Below are 14,622 nucleotides of genomic sequence, written 5' to 3'. Positions count from 1 at the left end.
CGCGGTCGCTCGCTGCTTGAGCGCATGTTGGGTGCGCTGACGCTCGCGACGCGGTCGCTCACTGCTTGAGCGCATGTTGGGTGCGCTGACGCTCGCGACGCGGTCGCTCGCTGCTTGAGCGCGGCTCAGGGACAGGACCGGGGCGCCTGGGTCGCCGCCGGGGGCTTCCCGTCGACCATGACCAGCATTTCGGTCTGGCGCGGAGCCGACGGCGCCTGGGCGGCGAAGAGGCGGTTCCGCGCGTCCGGCGTCAGCGTGTCGATGACGACCGCATTCCAGCGCTGCCCCGTGTCATCTTCCGCGGCGAGCGTGAAACGACCGCCGCGGACAATGGCCTCCATCAGGCCCGGGGTTGCGGGACCGCCGTATTCGTCCGCCCCGCTGCCGCCGCTTGACCAGTTCTGGGGGTGATCCGGGCCTGCAGGAACAAACGTGCGATAGCCGCGCCAAACCTGACCCTCGGGACCAAGGACGACGGACTGGATCCAACTGTCCCGATCGCGGCAGTAGTTGTTGAAAATGATCGACCAGGTCACAGACTTCGGCGTCGAGAGATCGGTGGCGTCGTTCTCGAACCAGATGTCGAACGCAAAGCCCTCCACATCGACATAGCCTCCCGCCGTCAGGGAGAGATCCCCTTCCGGATCAATCCTTACCGTCTCAAGGCGGACCGGTTCGACGGCGGGTTCCGGCAGGGTCGAACACGACGAAAGCGCCAGAGCCGTAACGGCGAAAAGCAGCAGTCGCATTCGTGGTCCCCCGGAGCGCCTCAAACAGTGAGGGCTCAAGCCGTAAAAGGTCAAGCGTGCGATACCGCCCGTGCAACCGCCTGACTCCACCGCCCCTTTCCTGTATGTCCCCCCGCCATGTCCCCCCGCCCGCCGTTCACCGCCACTGTCCTGACCATGTTTCCGGACGCGTTTCCGGGGCCGCTCGGCGTGTCGCTGATCGGGACCGCGTGGCGTGAGAAAGGCCTCTGGAGCCTTGAAACGCTTGACATCCGGGCGTTCTCCGACGATAGGCGCGGCTTCCTGGACGACACCCCCGCGGGTGGCGGGTCAGGAGCCGTGCTTAAGGCGGACGTTGTGGCCCGGGCGGTGGATAGCCTCTCGGGAGCCAAACGGCCGCTTTTGTATATGAGCGCCCGGGGTCGGCCCCTGACCCAGGCGCGGGTGAAGGAATGGGCGAAGGCGGACGGCATCGTCGTTCTCTGCGGTCGTTTCGAGGGGGTGGATCAGCGCGTGCTGGACGCGCGCGGGTTTGAGGAGGTCTCGGTCGGAGACGCGGTTCTCGCCGGTGGCGAGGCGGCGGCGATGGTCGCGATCGAGGCGTGCGTCAGACTGATCCCCGGAGTGCTCGGCGCGGCGGAAAGCCTGTCGTCCGAGAGTTTCGAGGACGGGCTTCTGGAATATCCGCAGTACACGCGACCGCGGGAGTTCGAGGGGCAGGAGATCCCGGAGGTCCTGTTGTCGGGCGACCACAAAAAGGTCGCTCAGTGGCGTCAGGAGCAGCGGGAGATCACGACGCGGGAACGGCGACCCGACCTTTGGGCCGCCCATACCGCGAAGGACTAAACGCGGAGCTTGCTCCGCCAACTCACAGCTAAAGGGCGCGAAAGCCCGAGGAGAACAGAATGAACATCCTTCAGACCCTGGCGGCCGAAGAGAAGGCCCGTCTGATCGAAACCCGCGCGATCCCCGACTTCCAGCCGGGCGACACCCTGCGCGTCAACGTGAAGATCAAGGAAGGCGAGCGCGAGCGCGTTCAGGCCTTCGAAGGCGTCTGCATCGCCCGCGCCGGCGGCGGCGTGAACGAGAACTTCACCGTCCGCAAGATTTCCTTCGGTGAGGGCGTCGAGCGCGTCTTCCCGATCCTGTCGCCGATGATCGAGTCGATCGAGGTGAAGCGTCGCGGCGTCGTGCGTCGCGCCAAGCTGTACTACCTGCGCGACCGTCGCGGTAAGTCGGCCCGTATCGCCGAGAAGCAAACCGTCCGCGCGCCGAAGGTGGCTGTGCCGGAAACCGGCAAGACGGAAGCCGCCGACACCGAAGCCTAAGCCGCTTCAGGTCGTTAGAATGACGAAGGCCCCGGTGGAAACGCCGGGGCCTTTTCATTGGGGCGTCCGGGCCGATGCCCGGAGAACGCCAGCCTACTGCGGATACAGCGGATTGTTGGCGTCGCGCTGACCTTCGAGGCTGTGTCGAAGGTCATGGACTTCGTCGCCGCCGCGAACACGGGCGAAGGCCCGACGGATCGTTTCGCGGGTCGTGGCGGAGATATTCGAGTCTTCCAGCGCCTTTTCGAACCGGTTCCGGACCTGATCCTCAGCGCCCTCGACGGCCCCCACCATGGAGGCCTCGTCGCGCAGCAGGGCGTGCTTCACGTCCGTGAAGGCGCGTTGGGCCTTGGCGAGAATGGACCCTTCCGTATCGGGTTCACCCCCCAGTCCCCTCACATCGGAGGACAGATCCTGCGCGATCACCCGGCGCTCGGCCTCACGCCGGGCGAAGAAATCGCGGTGGCCGGCGTCGGCGGTAGTGTCCCGCGCATCCTGATAGCCGTCCGCGCTGTCGATGACGGTGCGGATCAGGCCGTTGAGAACCTGAATGTCGTGACGGTTGGCGTTGCTCATGTCGATCCTCCGGGGAGAGGTCTGTAAAGCGCTCGCCTGCGGCGAAGGTTGCCCGTCAGCGTGGTCTACACGGGATTGTCAGGGCCCGATCAGAGCCTTGTCCGGATGGACCACAGCTCCGGGAAGCAGCGACGCTGGAGCGTTTCGGTCAGATAGGCCACGCCGTCGGTGCCGCCCGTGCCCCGACGACGGCCGATGATCCGTTCGACTGTCACGACATGCTTGTGCCGCCAGGTCAGCAGGGCGTCGTCCAGATCGACCAGCTTCTCGGCCAACTGATAGAGCGGCCACCAGCGTTCAGTATCGCGATAGACCTCCAGCCAGGCGGCCTCGACGGCCTCCGACGGCTCATAGGGTTTCGACACGTCGCGGTTCAGGACTTCGACGGGGATGGGCAGCCCCGCCCGGGCCAACTGGGCCAGGGCGTCGTCATAGAGGCTGGGGGCGTCGATGGCGGCCCTGAGCGCAGCGTGGGCTTCGGGCCGGTCTTCGTGGAAGCGCAGGAAGCGGTCGTCCTTGAGACCCAAAGCCGCCTCGAAACGCCGGAACTGGTCGCTCTGGAAGCCGGACGACGAACCGAGCGAACCGCGGAAACGCAGGTAGTCGGCGGGCGTCATGGTGGCCAGGATATCCCAGCTGAGCGTCATGACCGTCTGGATGCGGCTCACCCGCGCCAGCGACTTGTAGGCGGGAACCAGATCGCCCGCGCGGACCAGCGACTGGGCCAGCGCCACCTCGTGCAGGATCTGCTTGAGCCACAGTTCCTTGGTCTGGTGGATGATGACGAACAGCATTTCGTCGTGCTGGTCGGACCGCGGATGCTGGGCCGCCAGAAGGTCGTCGAGGGCCAGATAGCTGGCGTAGGTAATCGGCGCGGTGTCGGTCATGGCGACGGTATCGCCCGGCGGGGCGGGCGGCTCAAGAGGCCGCCGCCGACCCGCTTTCGCCTAGCGCTGGACCCACTGGCCCTGGGCGTTGCGATACCACTGGCCCGAGCTGACGCGCGGCAGGAGCTGGGTCTCGAACATGCGAACCCCGGCGTCGGCGGCGGTGGCGCCCCCGCCGGCCTCGGCGGCCGAACGGGCATAGGCCGCGCGGCGGCCGGCATTGGTGGCCTGAACGGCGGCCGTCAGGGCCGAGTCGGACGACGGGACGCGGAAGCCGACATAGCCGTCAGCCTGCTCGCCGACCGTGCCTTCTGCCTTGGCCGCATCGATCATGGCCTTCTGTTGCGAGGTCTGGGCGAAGGCCGCGCCCGCGGCGACGCCCAGAGCCGCGACGGCGGCGATCATGACGAAGACTTTGCGGAATGACATCGTGTGGACCTTTCGCATCAGAACAGGTTCGGGTTTTCGGCCAGGAGATTTTGCAGCTCCCGGTCGAGACGGACGCGGATGTCAGCGTCGAGTTTGGCGTTGATCTGGATCGGATCGACCTGCAGCCGGACCGTGGGGGTGCAGGCGGCGGCGCCCATGGCCATGGCGGCAAGGCCGAGCAGGGCGACGGTTCTGCGAGACTTCGTCCGGGTCATGAGGACACTCCAATTGATCCGCGGCGACTAAACGCGATCCAGGGTGAACGGGTTCTGAACGGTGAAGGCGGCCCGATCAAGGCGACGCTTCGTCCTGCTGTTCTTCGTCAATCTGCCCGTTGCGGGCGCGATCCAGCCGCATCAGGTCACCGACCAGCTGGTTCAGGTTCAGGGAGGTGTCCAGCGTCAGGTCGATCTGGGTGCCCGACGGCAAAGGAAGCTCGCGGTTCAGGAACTCGCGGCTGATGAACTCGGCCAGCGGAATCCGCAGCTCCTGCCGCCGGGGCGGATCGTGGCGGCCCCGGATACGGAAGACGACGCCCAGACGCCCCTCATCCTGACTGTCCACCTGGGCGGACAGGATGTCGAAGGCCAGGTTCTCCATCGCCTGATAGGCCAGATCCTGAACCGTGTTGGGCGGCAGGGCCTCGCCGCCGCCTTCAGCCTCCAGCCCGACAAGGGCCGAGCGGGGGATGGACAGGCGGCCCGGCTGGACGGCCTGGAGATCGCCGCCGACGATGCGGACGCCGTCGCGCGGGTTCCAGCTGAACGGCAGGCGGCCAGAGACCACGGCGTCCAGACTGACCTTGTCGCCGAACCCGGCGTCGGTGACGACCTGACCCAGCTGGACGTTTTCCAGCAGGATGACCCCGGTGAAGCCCTGATTGATGTCGAGCGGGACGGACAGCGGCTCGACCCGGACGACACCGCCCGCGATGGCGAGGTTCGCGCCCTCGACGCTGAGAGCGGCCTTGTCGAGACCGAACACCAGATTGACGTCGGTCAGGGGGGCGACGGACTCGACGAGGTCAGCATGCAGGGTCTGGCCCGGCGCGGCCTCCAGCGGGGCAAGGCTGGTGAAGTCGACCACGCCCCGCAGGCCCTTCACCGGCCCGGCGGGGCTGGTGAAATCGAGGCCGGGGATGGTCAGACGACCGGAGCTGGTTCCTTCGGCGTCGGCGCGCCAGTCGACCCGGCCGGTGAAGCCTATAGAGCCGGTCGCGGGCGAACCGGCGATGCCGGCCGCCATGGGGCTGAGGTCTGACGGCTGAAGCCCGCCCTCGGCGAAGACGATGGACGGGGCGTCGATGGTCAGCCCGCCGGCGCCCGCCTTGCCGCTATGGGCGACCGTCAGCCGGCCCAGCAAGGTCTCGCCGTGCGACAGGTCGAAGGCCCCGCTCCAGTTTTCGTCCGCCAGACGGGCCGAGCCGACGGCGGTCATGGGGTTGAACCGGGCCGGATCGGTGGCGTCCACCACGGTCGCCGACCTGACGCGCGCCTCCATGCCGACGCCCCGCGGACCGCCGGTCGCGGTCAGGGCGCCCTCGGCGTCGCGGAAATGCAGGGCGAGGAAGGGGGCGGAGGCGCTGACGCCCGACAAACGACCGTCAGCCCGCCAGGCGCCGTCGCGCACCTCGATCAGCGGGCGGTTGGTCGGACAGAAGCGGCCCGAGATATCGGTGACGTCGCTCTCGTCCAGCTCCAGCCGTTCGACCGTCAGGGGAATGCAGTCGGCCGCCGTATAGGTCAGGCGGCCGCCCGAAGAGGCCAGCTCGCCCTTCGTCTGCAGGCTGATGCCGCGCGCCAGATCGAAGTCCAGCGCGGCCCGCCCGTCCAGGGTCGCGGTAAAGCCCCCCTCGGTCAGGGACCAGCGCGGAATATTGAAAGCCGCCTCGGGCAGGCCCTGCCCACGGGTTGCGGTCAGCGAGAGACTGCCGCCGCCCTGCTGGCCGCGCGTCGCGGCGAAGATCGGGCCGCTTCCGGCGCGGATCGTCAGGACGCCGCCGTTGGCGGGGGTCAGGACGGCGGGCCGATCCAGCGTGACCCGTGTGCCGCCACCGCCGGTCGTGACGGTGAAGGCGGGAATATCGACGGCGAAGGCGGACAGGGCGCGCTTCATGCCCGCCAGTTCGGCGATGTCGTCGCGGGCCGGCGCGCCGAACAGGGGCCAGGCGCCGCGCGCGGCCCGCAGCCCGCCCTGAACCTCCACGCGCAGGGCGCCGTCGGCGACCAGATCCAGCCGGGCGCTTCCGCGCGCCCCGGTCAGGGACAGATCCCCGGCGGCAAAGCGGTCGGCGGCGAGCGCCAGCGCGCCCTGCGCCTCCACGGCCGCGCCCCGCCCGCCCGCGATCAGGTTCGCGGTGGTCAGACGAACGCCGGAGCCGCTCAGCCCCACACCCTCGATACGAGCGGCGACGACCTCGGCCGGACCTTCGATCCGCCAGCCGACGCCGTCGGCGTTCCGGTCCACGACCGTGGCGGCATTGGTCAGGCGAAGGCGCGCGCCCTGTCCGGCGACGACGCCGGTCAGTCCCGCTGCGCGGACATCGGAGGTGGTGCGGCCCTCGATGCGGAAGGCCTCCAGCCAGCCGGTCGTGGTTCCGACGAAGTTGAGCGCGGTCTCGACCTGTCGGGCGTTGTTCTCACCCGTCATCAGACGGTCGGCGGTCGCACGGACGTCAAGCCGCACCTGACCGTCGCCACGGCGGGTCTTCAGGTCCGGATAGGGCAGATTCCCGGTCAGGGTCAGGCCGACGCCCTCCCCGCCCACGCCCGGCAGACGGGCCGAAGCGGCGGAGGCGGTGGCGCGCAGCGCGATCCGGTCGCCCGTGGTGGTCATATTGACGGTCGCGGCCAGTCCGCGCGCGTCGATCCGGTCGCCGCTGCGCAGGGCCGTTTCGGGCAGCCGGGCGACCAGCCGCATCAGCTTGCCGTCCTCGACCCGGGCATCGCCCAGAATGTCGGCGGGGCCGTAGTCGGTATCCAGGCGCACCCGCGCGTCCTCGACCAGCACCAGCGGCGCCTTGCTGTCGGGACCGGGCGGACGGCCGGTGAATTTGTCGATCAGGGGATCAAGCGAGCCGAAGGAGACCTTGCCGCCCCGCAGGCTCACGCGGGCGACCGGACGCAGAAGCCGGATGCGGCTCGGCGTCACACCCAGCCCCCTGGCGGACCAGGGCGCGCCGATCACATAGTCGACCTCGACCCGTTCAACGGTCACATCCGGATTGCGCGGATCGCCGATGCGAATGCGCGCGACGACGCTGTCCAGCTCGATCTGTTCGATGTCGACATCGGCGGGAACGCCCTCGCGCTCCAGCCACCCGACCAGCACCTGGCGAGTGACCGCGCGGCGATTCAGCCAGGTCAGGGCGAGAAGGACCAGAAGCACGCACAGCACGATCCCGGCGACACCGAGGACACGGCGGACCACCGGGCGGGCGCGGCATTTGTCCGGACGGGGGGTTCCGGGCGGGGGTGAGGCCGTGTCGCTCATACCCGTCGTCCTTTAGCGGCACAGGCGGGGAGGCGGGAAGAGCGATGAGGAAAAGACATGGCGACTTGAGCAAATTCACCGTTGCTGCGTCGCAACAGGATAGTGTCTTGGCGGCAACTTTGAGTGAAGCGAGAGTCGGTCGCAACCGACCATGCCCACCGCGCGCCAATAGAAATCGGATACAGCACGAATACTGTCGCGCTGACCTCTGATCATCTGATCGCTCACAAAGGCTTTACCAGCGATGACCGGGCCGATTACGGCTCCGGTTAACGGCCTGTAACGATCTGGCTTCCCATGATGGGGCAGACGGGCTATACGGCCCCCTTCGCGTTTGATGGTTCCTTCGGGGGGCAATCCGGCGCGATCCTTGCTTTTAGTGGCTTGGGCGCCGATCCGGCGTCGTCGTTTATCGGGGTTCGATGGCTCAGTTCGATCCACGCCGCCAGCCGATGCGCATCGCGCCTCACGCCCTTACGGCGGTGGCCGCGGTCTCGGTGGCGCTGCTCGCCGGGCGCGTTTATCAACCTGTGCAAGCTGAAGAAGCACCCATGCTTACCGCCGGGCAAATCGCCCAGCTTGAGGCCCAGGCCTTCGCCGCCGGCGGCGCGCCCGTCGGCATGACGGCCCCGGAAGCCATTCCCGTCCAGATCCGTCGCGGCGAGACCTTCGAGCAGGCCGTGCGTCGCACCGGCATCGCAGCCGAGGAAGCCTCGGCCATCGCCGCCACCCTTTCCAACGCGATGGACGTCGGTTCGATCCGCGCGGGCCAGAAATTCGAGACCGCCATCTCCAAGCCGCGCGGCGGTCGGGGCGACGCCCGTCTGATCGGCCTGACCATGCGCACCGGACCGGCCAGCCAGGTTACGGTGTCACGCAGCTTCGACGGCGCCCTGCGTCTGCGCGCGCTGGAAGAGAAGGTGACACACGAAACCGTGGTCCTGACCGGCAAGGTCGAGGGCTCGCTGTCGCGCACCGCCCGTCGCGAAGGCGCGCCCGCCGGGATCGCCCGCACCGCCGGTCGTCTGTTCTCGCACAAGTTCGACATGGATCGGGACATCAGGTCGGATGACGAGTTCACCTATGTCTTTGACCGCACGGTCACCGAGAACGGCCGCACCATCGGCTCCGGCGACCTGCTCTACGCCCAGTTGAAGGGCGTGACCTTCTATCGCTTCAAGCCCGCCGGGGCCCGCGAAGCCCAGTATTTCGACGCCACCGGCAAGAACACCCGTTCGGCCTTCATGCGCACGCCGCTGGAGAGGGGCTTCCGCATCTCGTCGTCCTATGGCTTCCGCCGTCACCCGATCGCGGGCTTCCGCAAGATGCACCAAGGCATCGACTTCGCCGCGGGCATGGGCACGCCGGTCGTCGCTCCGGCTGACGGCGTGGTGGTCGAGGCCCGTCGCTGGGGCGGCTACGGCAACTGGCTGCGCATCCGTCACCCGAACGGCCTCGAGACGGGCTATGGCCACCTGTCGCGTTACGGTTCGGGCATTCGCGCCGGCCAGCGCGTCCGTCAGGGCCAGGTCGTGGCCTATGTCGGCTCGACCGGCGCCTCGACCGGTCCGCATCTGCACTATGAAATCTGGCGCGGCGGCCAACGGATCAATCCGGCCGGCGTGCGCACCCAGGAAGGCACCGTTCTGGCGGGCGCCGATCTGGCCGCCTTCCGCGCCGAAAAGGCCCGCATCGACCGCATCATCGCGGCCGGCGGCGAAAAGCGGACCCAGCAGCCGACCCTGAGCGCAGGTCTGCGCCCGGCGGCCTGACCCGGCTTGCGGATTGATGAAGACCAAGGCCCGGACGGTTCGCCCTCCGGGCCTTTTTCATCATGGCGCCGCAATCCGCCGGGAGAACAGGCGCATGCAAGGCTCACGACGGGACATCCTGATCAAGGCGGCGGGCGCGGCGGCGATGCTGGCGGCCCCGACCGGCGCATGGGCGCAAGCCGGTTTCGCCTCGCGCCGGATCACGGTGGAGACGCGCGGGAGCGGGCCCGACCTGATCCTGATCCCGGGCCTCGCCTCGACCGCCGCCATCTGGCGCTCGACCGCCGACCGGCTGGCGGGACGATACCGGCTGCATCTGGTCTCGGTGCGCGGCTTCGGCGAACTGCCGGCGCAGGCCAACAGCGACGGCGGAGTCCTGCCGCCTGTCGCCGGGGAGGTGCTGCGCTACATCACCGAGACCCGCCTGAACCGGCCCGCCATCATCGGCCATTCGATGGGCGGCCAGATCGGCCTGCGCGTCGCCTCGGACTGGCCGTGGGCGGTGGGGCGGCTGATGACGGTGGATTCCTCGCCCTTCTTCGCGGCCCTGATCAGCCCGCAGGCGACGGTGCGCGACGTCCAGCCTCTGGCGCAGGTGGCCTATCAGGCGATCCAGCTGCTGGGCGACGAGGCCCTGCGGTCACAGGGACGGCAGTTCGGCGTCGAGCTGGGCGGAGCGGCCGACAGCCTGTTCAGCGGCATCGGCTGGCAGGGCGGCGACCGGCAGGTGCTGGCCCAGTCCCTGTATGAGGTGATGACGGTCGACCTGCGCCCCCGCCTGCCCCGGATCAGCGCCCCGGTGACCGTCGTCTATGGCTGGAGCCCCGACCGCAACTCGCCGCGCGGCCACGCCGACAGCGTCTTCCGCGACGCCTACGCGCGCCTGCCCAACCCCGCGACCTTCGAGCGGATCGAGGGCGCCGAGCACATGGTGATGATCGACCAGCCGACGCGGTTCCTGGCGGCGGTGGACCGGTTCATGGGGTGAGGGGGGGGGGCGGTGAGTAGTGAAGAGTGAGTGGTGAGTGGAGGGACCGCATCATGGCTTCGGTTCTTCAGTCCTTCCCCCGAACCGATTTCTGCTCACTACTCACAAATCACTTTTCACTCACCTCACCCCGCATCCGGCTGGTTGTCCGGATGAGCCGCCACGAAGGCCGGGTGGGACTTCGCCGCTTCGTCGATGGCGAGCAGTCTCGGGAAGGCGTCCAGAGGGACGTTGAAGCGACCCGCCGAATAGATCTGCGGGATCAGGTAGCAGTCGGCGAGGGTCGGGGCGTCGCCGTAGCTCCAGCCGGCGCCATGGCGGGCGACGAGGGCTTCCAGCGCCTCGAAACCGGGGATGATCCAGCGGGCGGCCCAAGCGTCGATGGCGGCCTGATCGGCGCCGAAGCCTTCACGCAGGACCTTGCCGACGCGCAGATTGTTGAGCGGATGGATGTCGCAGCCGATCAGGGCGGCCATGGCCCGGACGCGGGCGCGGCCGATGGCGTCGGACGGCAGCAGGGCGGGCGTCGGATACGCCTCTTCCAACCATTCGAGGATGGCCGGGCTCTGGGTCAGGACGGCGCCCCCGGAGTCTGAAGTGACCTCCAGCGCCGGGACCATGCCTTGCGGGTTCAGCGCGACATAGGCCGGGTCCTTCTGGGCGCCGGTGCGCAGGTCATGGCCCCGCTGCTCATAGGACAGGCCCTTGAGTTCGAGGGCGATGCGGGTGCGGTAGGCGGCGCCCGAGCGCCAGTAGCCGTGCAGGATCATCGCGCCGCCACCGTGAAGCGGAGGGCGGGCAGGCCGCCGATGGTCGCCTCGACCCGGTCGCCGGGAGCCAGAGGGCCGACGCCCTCGGGCGTGCCGGTGAAGATCAGGTCACCCGGCTGAATGTCCCAGAGCTCGCGGGCCTTGGTCAGGATTTCGTCCGGGCTCCAGAGCATGTCGTCCAGACGGCCGGTCTGGCGCGCCTCGCCGTTGACCCGCAGTTCAATGACCGCCGTCGGATCAGGCAGGGCGCCGAGATGGATGGCGGCGCAGGGCGCGGACTGATCGAACCCCTTGGACGCGTCCCACGGACGACCCTTTTGCTTGGCCTCGGCCTGAAGGTCGCGACGGGTCAGATCGCAGCCGACTGCCCAGCCCAGCGCCCCGTCCGGACCGACGGCGCAAACCAGCTCGACCTCGTGATGCAGGTCCCGGGTGGCCGTCGGATAGAGCGGATCGGCGCCGTCCGTGACCACCGCATCGGCGGGCTTGGTGAAGAAGAAGGGGTCGGCCCGCTCATGATGGCCCATCTCGCGTGCGTGTGCGGCGTAGTTCTGGCCGACACAGAAGATGCGCCGCACCGGGAAGCGGGCGTCGGAACCCTCGATCGGCATGGAGGGGGTGGGGGCGGGGGGGAAAAGGAAGGTCATGGAGGGAGTAGGGCTTAGGAATTAGGAATTAGGAAGAGACGGCGTAGCGGATGCCGCCCGCGCGATCTCGCTAATTCCTGATTCCCAAGCCCTGCTCTCTCCCTTCCCCCATGCTGCACCGCGGGAACCGCGAGGTCACAGTAGCGTTCCGGCTCAGGGTTCTTTATCTAACCGTCAAGCTTGACCAAACGGAGCGCGCATCATGGCGACGACCAAGGCGGCCCGCGCCGCAGTTAAGAACGATCTGAACACGCTGAAGGACGACCTGAAGGTCCTCGGCGCCGAAGAGAAGGCCGCGCTGCGGGAGAAGGCGTCCGCCGCCGACGCCCGCATCCGCGCCAAGGCCGCTGAAGCCGAGACCCGACTGCGCGAGCAGGCTGATGTCCTGCGCGAACGCGCCCGCGGCTACTACGACGAAGCCCGTGTGAAGGGCCGCGAGTACTACGATGATGCGTCGGAGCGCTTCGATGAAGCCCAGCGCTATCTGACCGAGCGGGTGCAGGAACGTCCGCTGCAATCGACCGCCATCGCGCTCGGCGTCGGCGTCGTGCTCGGGCTGCTGCTCGCCGGTCGTCGCCGCTGATGTTCGGCGGGGGGCTGGCCAGAGGTCTGGTGAAGAAGGCGATCGCAGCCGCCGTCGCGGCGGGCGCGGCGTTGGTCGCCGTGATTTTTCTGGGCGTGGCGATCTTCTACGCCCTGAGCATGGTGATGCCGTCCCTCGCGGCGGCTTCGATCACCTTCCTGCTGTTCGCCCTCGGGGCGGCGGTCGTCGCCCTCGTCTTCCTGCGAACGGAAGGTGCGGATGATGACGAGGAAGACGAACCGATGGGAATGGGTGAGCGGGCCTTCGCCCTGTTCCGCGAACGCCCGATCCTGGGTACGGCGGCGGCCTTGGCGGGAGGCTGGATTTTCCTGAGAAATCCGGCGCTTGCCAGTCTTGTTGCTGCGGCTTTCACCGAGAAATCGCACACGAGGCGTCGCCGCTAGAGGTCGGGAACCGCTTCGCTTCCCGGCGGTTGGTTTCACAGGAGCGGTGCTGAGCCGCCCCCTTTGGAACAACCGCTCTGGAAGGAACCGCTCATGCTTCGCTGGGCCCTTATCTTTCTCGTGCTCGCCCTCGTCGCCGGCGCTCTCGGCATCGGTGGCGTCGCGGGTATTTCGATGAACATCGCCTACGTTCTGTTCGTCGTTTTCCTGATCCTGCTCGTGGTGAACTTCATCATGGGCCGAGGGCGACGGGTCTGACGACCTGTCGTCTCGTGATCAAAAGGGCCGTGGTCATCCGATCACGGCCTTTTTCATGTCCGGTGGACCACCCCGCCGGAAATCGTCATAGGCTGAGACCATGAGCGTCGCCTTCACCCGTGAGGAAGATCTGGAGGCCACCGCCGCCGATCTTCCGGACCGTCCCATTTCCCCGCAGGCCAACCTCGTTACACCCGAAGGGCTGGCGCGGATCGAGGCCGCCCTGACGGAGGCGCGGGCCGCCTATGCGGCGGCGCAGGCGGCGGGCTCCATAGAGACGGACCGCACGCCCATGGCGCGGGCGGCGCGGGACCTGCGGTACTGGTCCGCCCGCCGGGCCTCGGCCCAGCTGGTCGAGACCAGGCCCGACGGGCGCGCGCGTTTCGGCGGCTCCGTCACTATCGAACGTGAGGACGGCCGCAGCCAGACCTGGCGGATCACGGGCGAGGACGAGGCCGACCCCGCGAAGGGTTCGGTCAGCCACGTCTCCCCGCTGGCCCGGGCGCTGATCGGCAAGCGGGTGGGGGACGAGGCGGTGGTGGCGGGCCAATCGGTCGAGATCATCGCGGTCGACTGACGTCCCGCCAGCGATCAGGCGCCTATTGCGCCAGCATGCCGCCGTCGATGACGAACTCGGTCCCGGTGATGAATTTGGACTCGTCCGAGGCCAGATAGACCACGCAGTAGGCGACATCGTCCGGCTCGCCGATCCGCTTCAGCGGGATGCCTCGGGCCAGCCGCTCGTGCGCCTTGCCCTCATCCCCGCCCGCCATGGCGATGAAGGGATCGAGGATAGGGGTCTTGATGAAGACCGGGTGCACCGAGTTGCAGCGGACGTTCCAGTCCATCTTGGCCGCCTCCAGCGCGATGGTCTTGGAGTACATCCAGACGCCGGCCTTGGTGGCGTTGTAGGCGCCCATGCCCGGCGCGGCGGCGAGGCCGGCCACCGAGGAAATATTGATGATCGAGGCCGGGGCAGCGTCGCGCAGATGCGGCATGGCGTGCTTGGTTCCCAGCATGATCGAGCGCAGGTTGATCTCGTACTGGCGCTGCCAGTTCTCGACCGTGTCCTGCTCGACGAAGGCCAGAGGGCCGCCGATGCCCGCGTTGTTGACCAGCACCGAGAGACCGCCCATTGCCCGGGTGGCGGCGTCGATCACCGCGATCCATTGCTCTTCGCTGGTCACGTCCTGCGCGAAGGCGAAGGCGCTGCCGGGATGGTCGGCGTTGATGGCGTCGGCCAAGGCCCGGGCGCCGTCCAGATTGATGTCGCTCACGGCGACCTTCGCCCCCTCGCGAGCCAGCCTGTGGGCCATCGCCGTGCCCAACCCGCCTGCGGCGCCGGTGATCAGGACCTTCTTGTTCTTAACCCGTCCGCCCATCATTTCGCTCCCATCGCGGCGGCGGCTTCATCGATGAAGCGCGCCATGTCGGTGTCCCGGATCGTCACCCCGCCCGCGTCGTGGGTGGTCAGCAGCACCTCTACACGGTTGTAGACGTTCGACCATTCCGGATGGTGGTCAGCCTTGTCCGCCAGAAGGGCGACGCGGGTCATGAAACCGAAGGCCGCGTTGAAGTCGGCGAAGGTCAGGGAGCGGGCGATGGCCGGGCGTTCGTCGTCCGCCTTTCGCCAGTTGGGGAGGCCTTTCAGCGCTTCCGCGACGTCAATCTGTTCCGGCATCGTTCCCTCCGTTTTTTCCGGCGTAGCCCGCCGTTCGCCGCTCCACAAGCGCGCGACCGCCCAAGCGGAGCGGGAACGT

18 protein-coding genes are annotated in these 14,622 nt (G+C 68.3%); 8 read left to right on the top strand and 10 right to left on the bottom strand.

The features are described 5' to 3' along the window. Positions 1–125 precede the first annotated feature (125 nt). Entirely contained in the window at positions 126–749 is a 624-nt protein-coding gene (locus ACODRV_RS05350; protein ID WP_141625377.1) for a hypothetical protein, read from the bottom strand. Positions 750–866: 117 nt separating this feature from the next. Between ACODRV_RS05350 and trmD the strand changes: the two genes are divergently transcribed. Both trmD and rplS read left to right on the top strand, forming a co-directional pair. Beyond that, positions 867–1,574, top strand: coding sequence for a tRNA (guanosine(37)-N1)-methyltransferase TrmD (gene trmD, locus ACODRV_RS05345; RefSeq protein WP_488907671.1), 708 nt, complete (start codon positions 867–869; stop codon positions 1,572–1,574). Between the two features lie 59 nt (positions 1,575–1,633). Then, complete coding sequence (rplS, locus tag ACODRV_RS05340; RefSeq protein ID WP_141625375.1) at positions 1,634–2,056, top strand: 50S ribosomal protein L19; 423 nt, start codon at positions 1,634–1,636, stop codon at positions 2,054–2,056. Between the two features lie 93 nt (positions 2,057–2,149). Here the strand turns inward: rplS and ACODRV_RS05335 are convergent, their stop codons facing one another. The 5 genes from ACODRV_RS05335 to ACODRV_RS05315 form a co-directional block, all read right to left on the bottom strand. Further along, positions 2,150–2,632, bottom strand: a complete 483-nt coding sequence (locus ACODRV_RS05335) for a PA2169 family four-helix-bundle protein (RefSeq protein WP_141625374.1) — start codon at positions 2,630–2,632, stop codon at positions 2,150–2,152. A gap of 89 nt (positions 2,633–2,721) precedes the next feature. Continuing rightward, entirely contained in the window at positions 2,722–3,519 is a 798-nt protein-coding gene (locus ACODRV_RS05330) for a tryptophan 2,3-dioxygenase (RefSeq protein WP_141625373.1), read from the bottom strand. A 60-nt stretch (positions 3,520–3,579) separates the two neighbouring features. Further along, complete coding sequence (locus tag ACODRV_RS05325; protein ID WP_141625372.1) at positions 3,580–3,948, bottom strand: DUF1318 domain-containing protein; 369 nt, start codon at positions 3,946–3,948, stop codon at positions 3,580–3,582. Positions 3,949–3,965: 17 nt separating this feature from the next. Beyond that, positions 3,966–4,163: a YnbE family lipoprotein gene (locus ACODRV_RS05320; RefSeq protein WP_488907670.1), complete on the bottom strand. Its 198-nt coding sequence runs from the start codon at positions 4,161–4,163 to the stop codon at positions 3,966–3,968. Positions 4,164–4,239: 76 nt separating this feature from the next. Next, entirely contained in the window at positions 4,240–7,440 is a 3,201-nt protein-coding gene (locus ACODRV_RS05315) for an intermembrane phospholipid transport protein YdbH family protein (protein ID WP_488907669.1), read from the bottom strand. A 551-nt stretch (positions 7,441–7,991) separates the two neighbouring features. Between ACODRV_RS05315 and ACODRV_RS05310 the strand changes: the two genes are divergently transcribed. Together ACODRV_RS05310 and ACODRV_RS05305 are read left to right on the top strand one after the other, a co-directional pair. Next, a complete protein-coding gene (locus ACODRV_RS05310) occupies positions 7,992–9,212 on the top strand; it encodes a M23 family metallopeptidase (RefSeq protein WP_488907668.1) in 1,221 nt (406 codons plus the stop codon). A 94-nt stretch (positions 9,213–9,306) separates the two neighbouring features. Further along, the gene (locus tag ACODRV_RS05305) at positions 9,307–10,200 is read left to right on the top strand and encodes an alpha/beta fold hydrolase (protein WP_488907667.1); all 894 of its coding nucleotides are present in this window, start codon (positions 9,307–9,309) and stop codon (positions 10,198–10,200) included. Between the two features lie 125 nt (positions 10,201–10,325). Here the strand turns inward: ACODRV_RS05305 and maiA are convergent, their stop codons facing one another. Then, entirely contained in the window at positions 10,326–10,970 is a 645-nt protein-coding gene (maiA, locus tag ACODRV_RS05300) for a maleylacetoacetate isomerase (RefSeq protein ID WP_488907666.1), read from the bottom strand. Beyond that, the gene (locus ACODRV_RS05295) at positions 10,967–11,617 is read right to left on the bottom strand and encodes a fumarylacetoacetate hydrolase family protein (protein WP_488907665.1); all 651 of its coding nucleotides are present in this window, start codon (positions 11,615–11,617) and stop codon (positions 10,967–10,969) included. The genes maiA and ACODRV_RS05295 overlap by 4 nt, the downstream gene beginning before the upstream one ends. A gap of 202 nt (positions 11,618–11,819) precedes the next feature. On the opposite strand from ACODRV_RS05295, the gene ACODRV_RS05290 reads away from it, so the two are divergent. From ACODRV_RS05290 to greA, 4 genes are all read left to right on the top strand, one after another. After that, positions 11,820–12,200: a glycine zipper domain-containing protein gene (locus ACODRV_RS05290; RefSeq protein WP_141625364.1), complete on the top strand. Its 381-nt coding sequence runs from the start codon at positions 11,820–11,822 to the stop codon at positions 12,198–12,200. A gap of 29 nt (positions 12,201–12,229) precedes the next feature. Further along, entirely contained in the window at positions 12,230–12,604 is a 375-nt protein-coding gene (locus ACODRV_RS05285) for a hypothetical protein (protein ID WP_488907664.1), read from the top strand. Between the two features lie 93 nt (positions 12,605–12,697). Beyond that, positions 12,698–12,862, top strand: a complete 165-nt coding sequence (locus ACODRV_RS05280; protein WP_141625362.1) for a DUF1328 domain-containing protein — start codon at positions 12,698–12,700, stop codon at positions 12,860–12,862. 100 nt (positions 12,863–12,962) lie between these two features. Further along, positions 12,963–13,439: a transcription elongation factor GreA gene (gene greA, locus ACODRV_RS05275; RefSeq protein ID WP_488907663.1), complete on the top strand. Its 477-nt coding sequence runs from the start codon at positions 12,963–12,965 to the stop codon at positions 13,437–13,439. A 22-nt stretch (positions 13,440–13,461) separates the two neighbouring features. Here greA and ACODRV_RS05270 read toward each other — a convergent pair whose 3' ends face one another. Together ACODRV_RS05270 and ACODRV_RS05265 are read right to left on the bottom strand one after the other, a co-directional pair. After that, positions 13,462–14,247 carry an SDR family oxidoreductase gene (locus tag ACODRV_RS05270; RefSeq protein WP_488907662.1) on the bottom strand — a complete coding sequence of 262 codons (786 nt, stop codon included), beginning with the start codon at positions 14,245–14,247 and terminating at the stop codon, positions 13,462–13,464. Further along, positions 14,244–14,543 (bottom strand): 4a-hydroxytetrahydrobiopterin dehydratase, encoded by a 300-nt coding sequence (locus ACODRV_RS05265; protein WP_141625359.1) that lies wholly within the window; start codon positions 14,541–14,543, stop codon positions 14,244–14,246. Before ACODRV_RS05265 ends, ACODRV_RS05270 begins: the two co-directional genes overlap by 4 nt. Positions 14,544–14,622: the final 79 nt, after the last annotated feature.

This window comes from Brevundimonas sp. FG8 (assembly GCF_057808845.1).
This window is presented reverse-complemented; position numbering and strand designations above follow the sequence as displayed.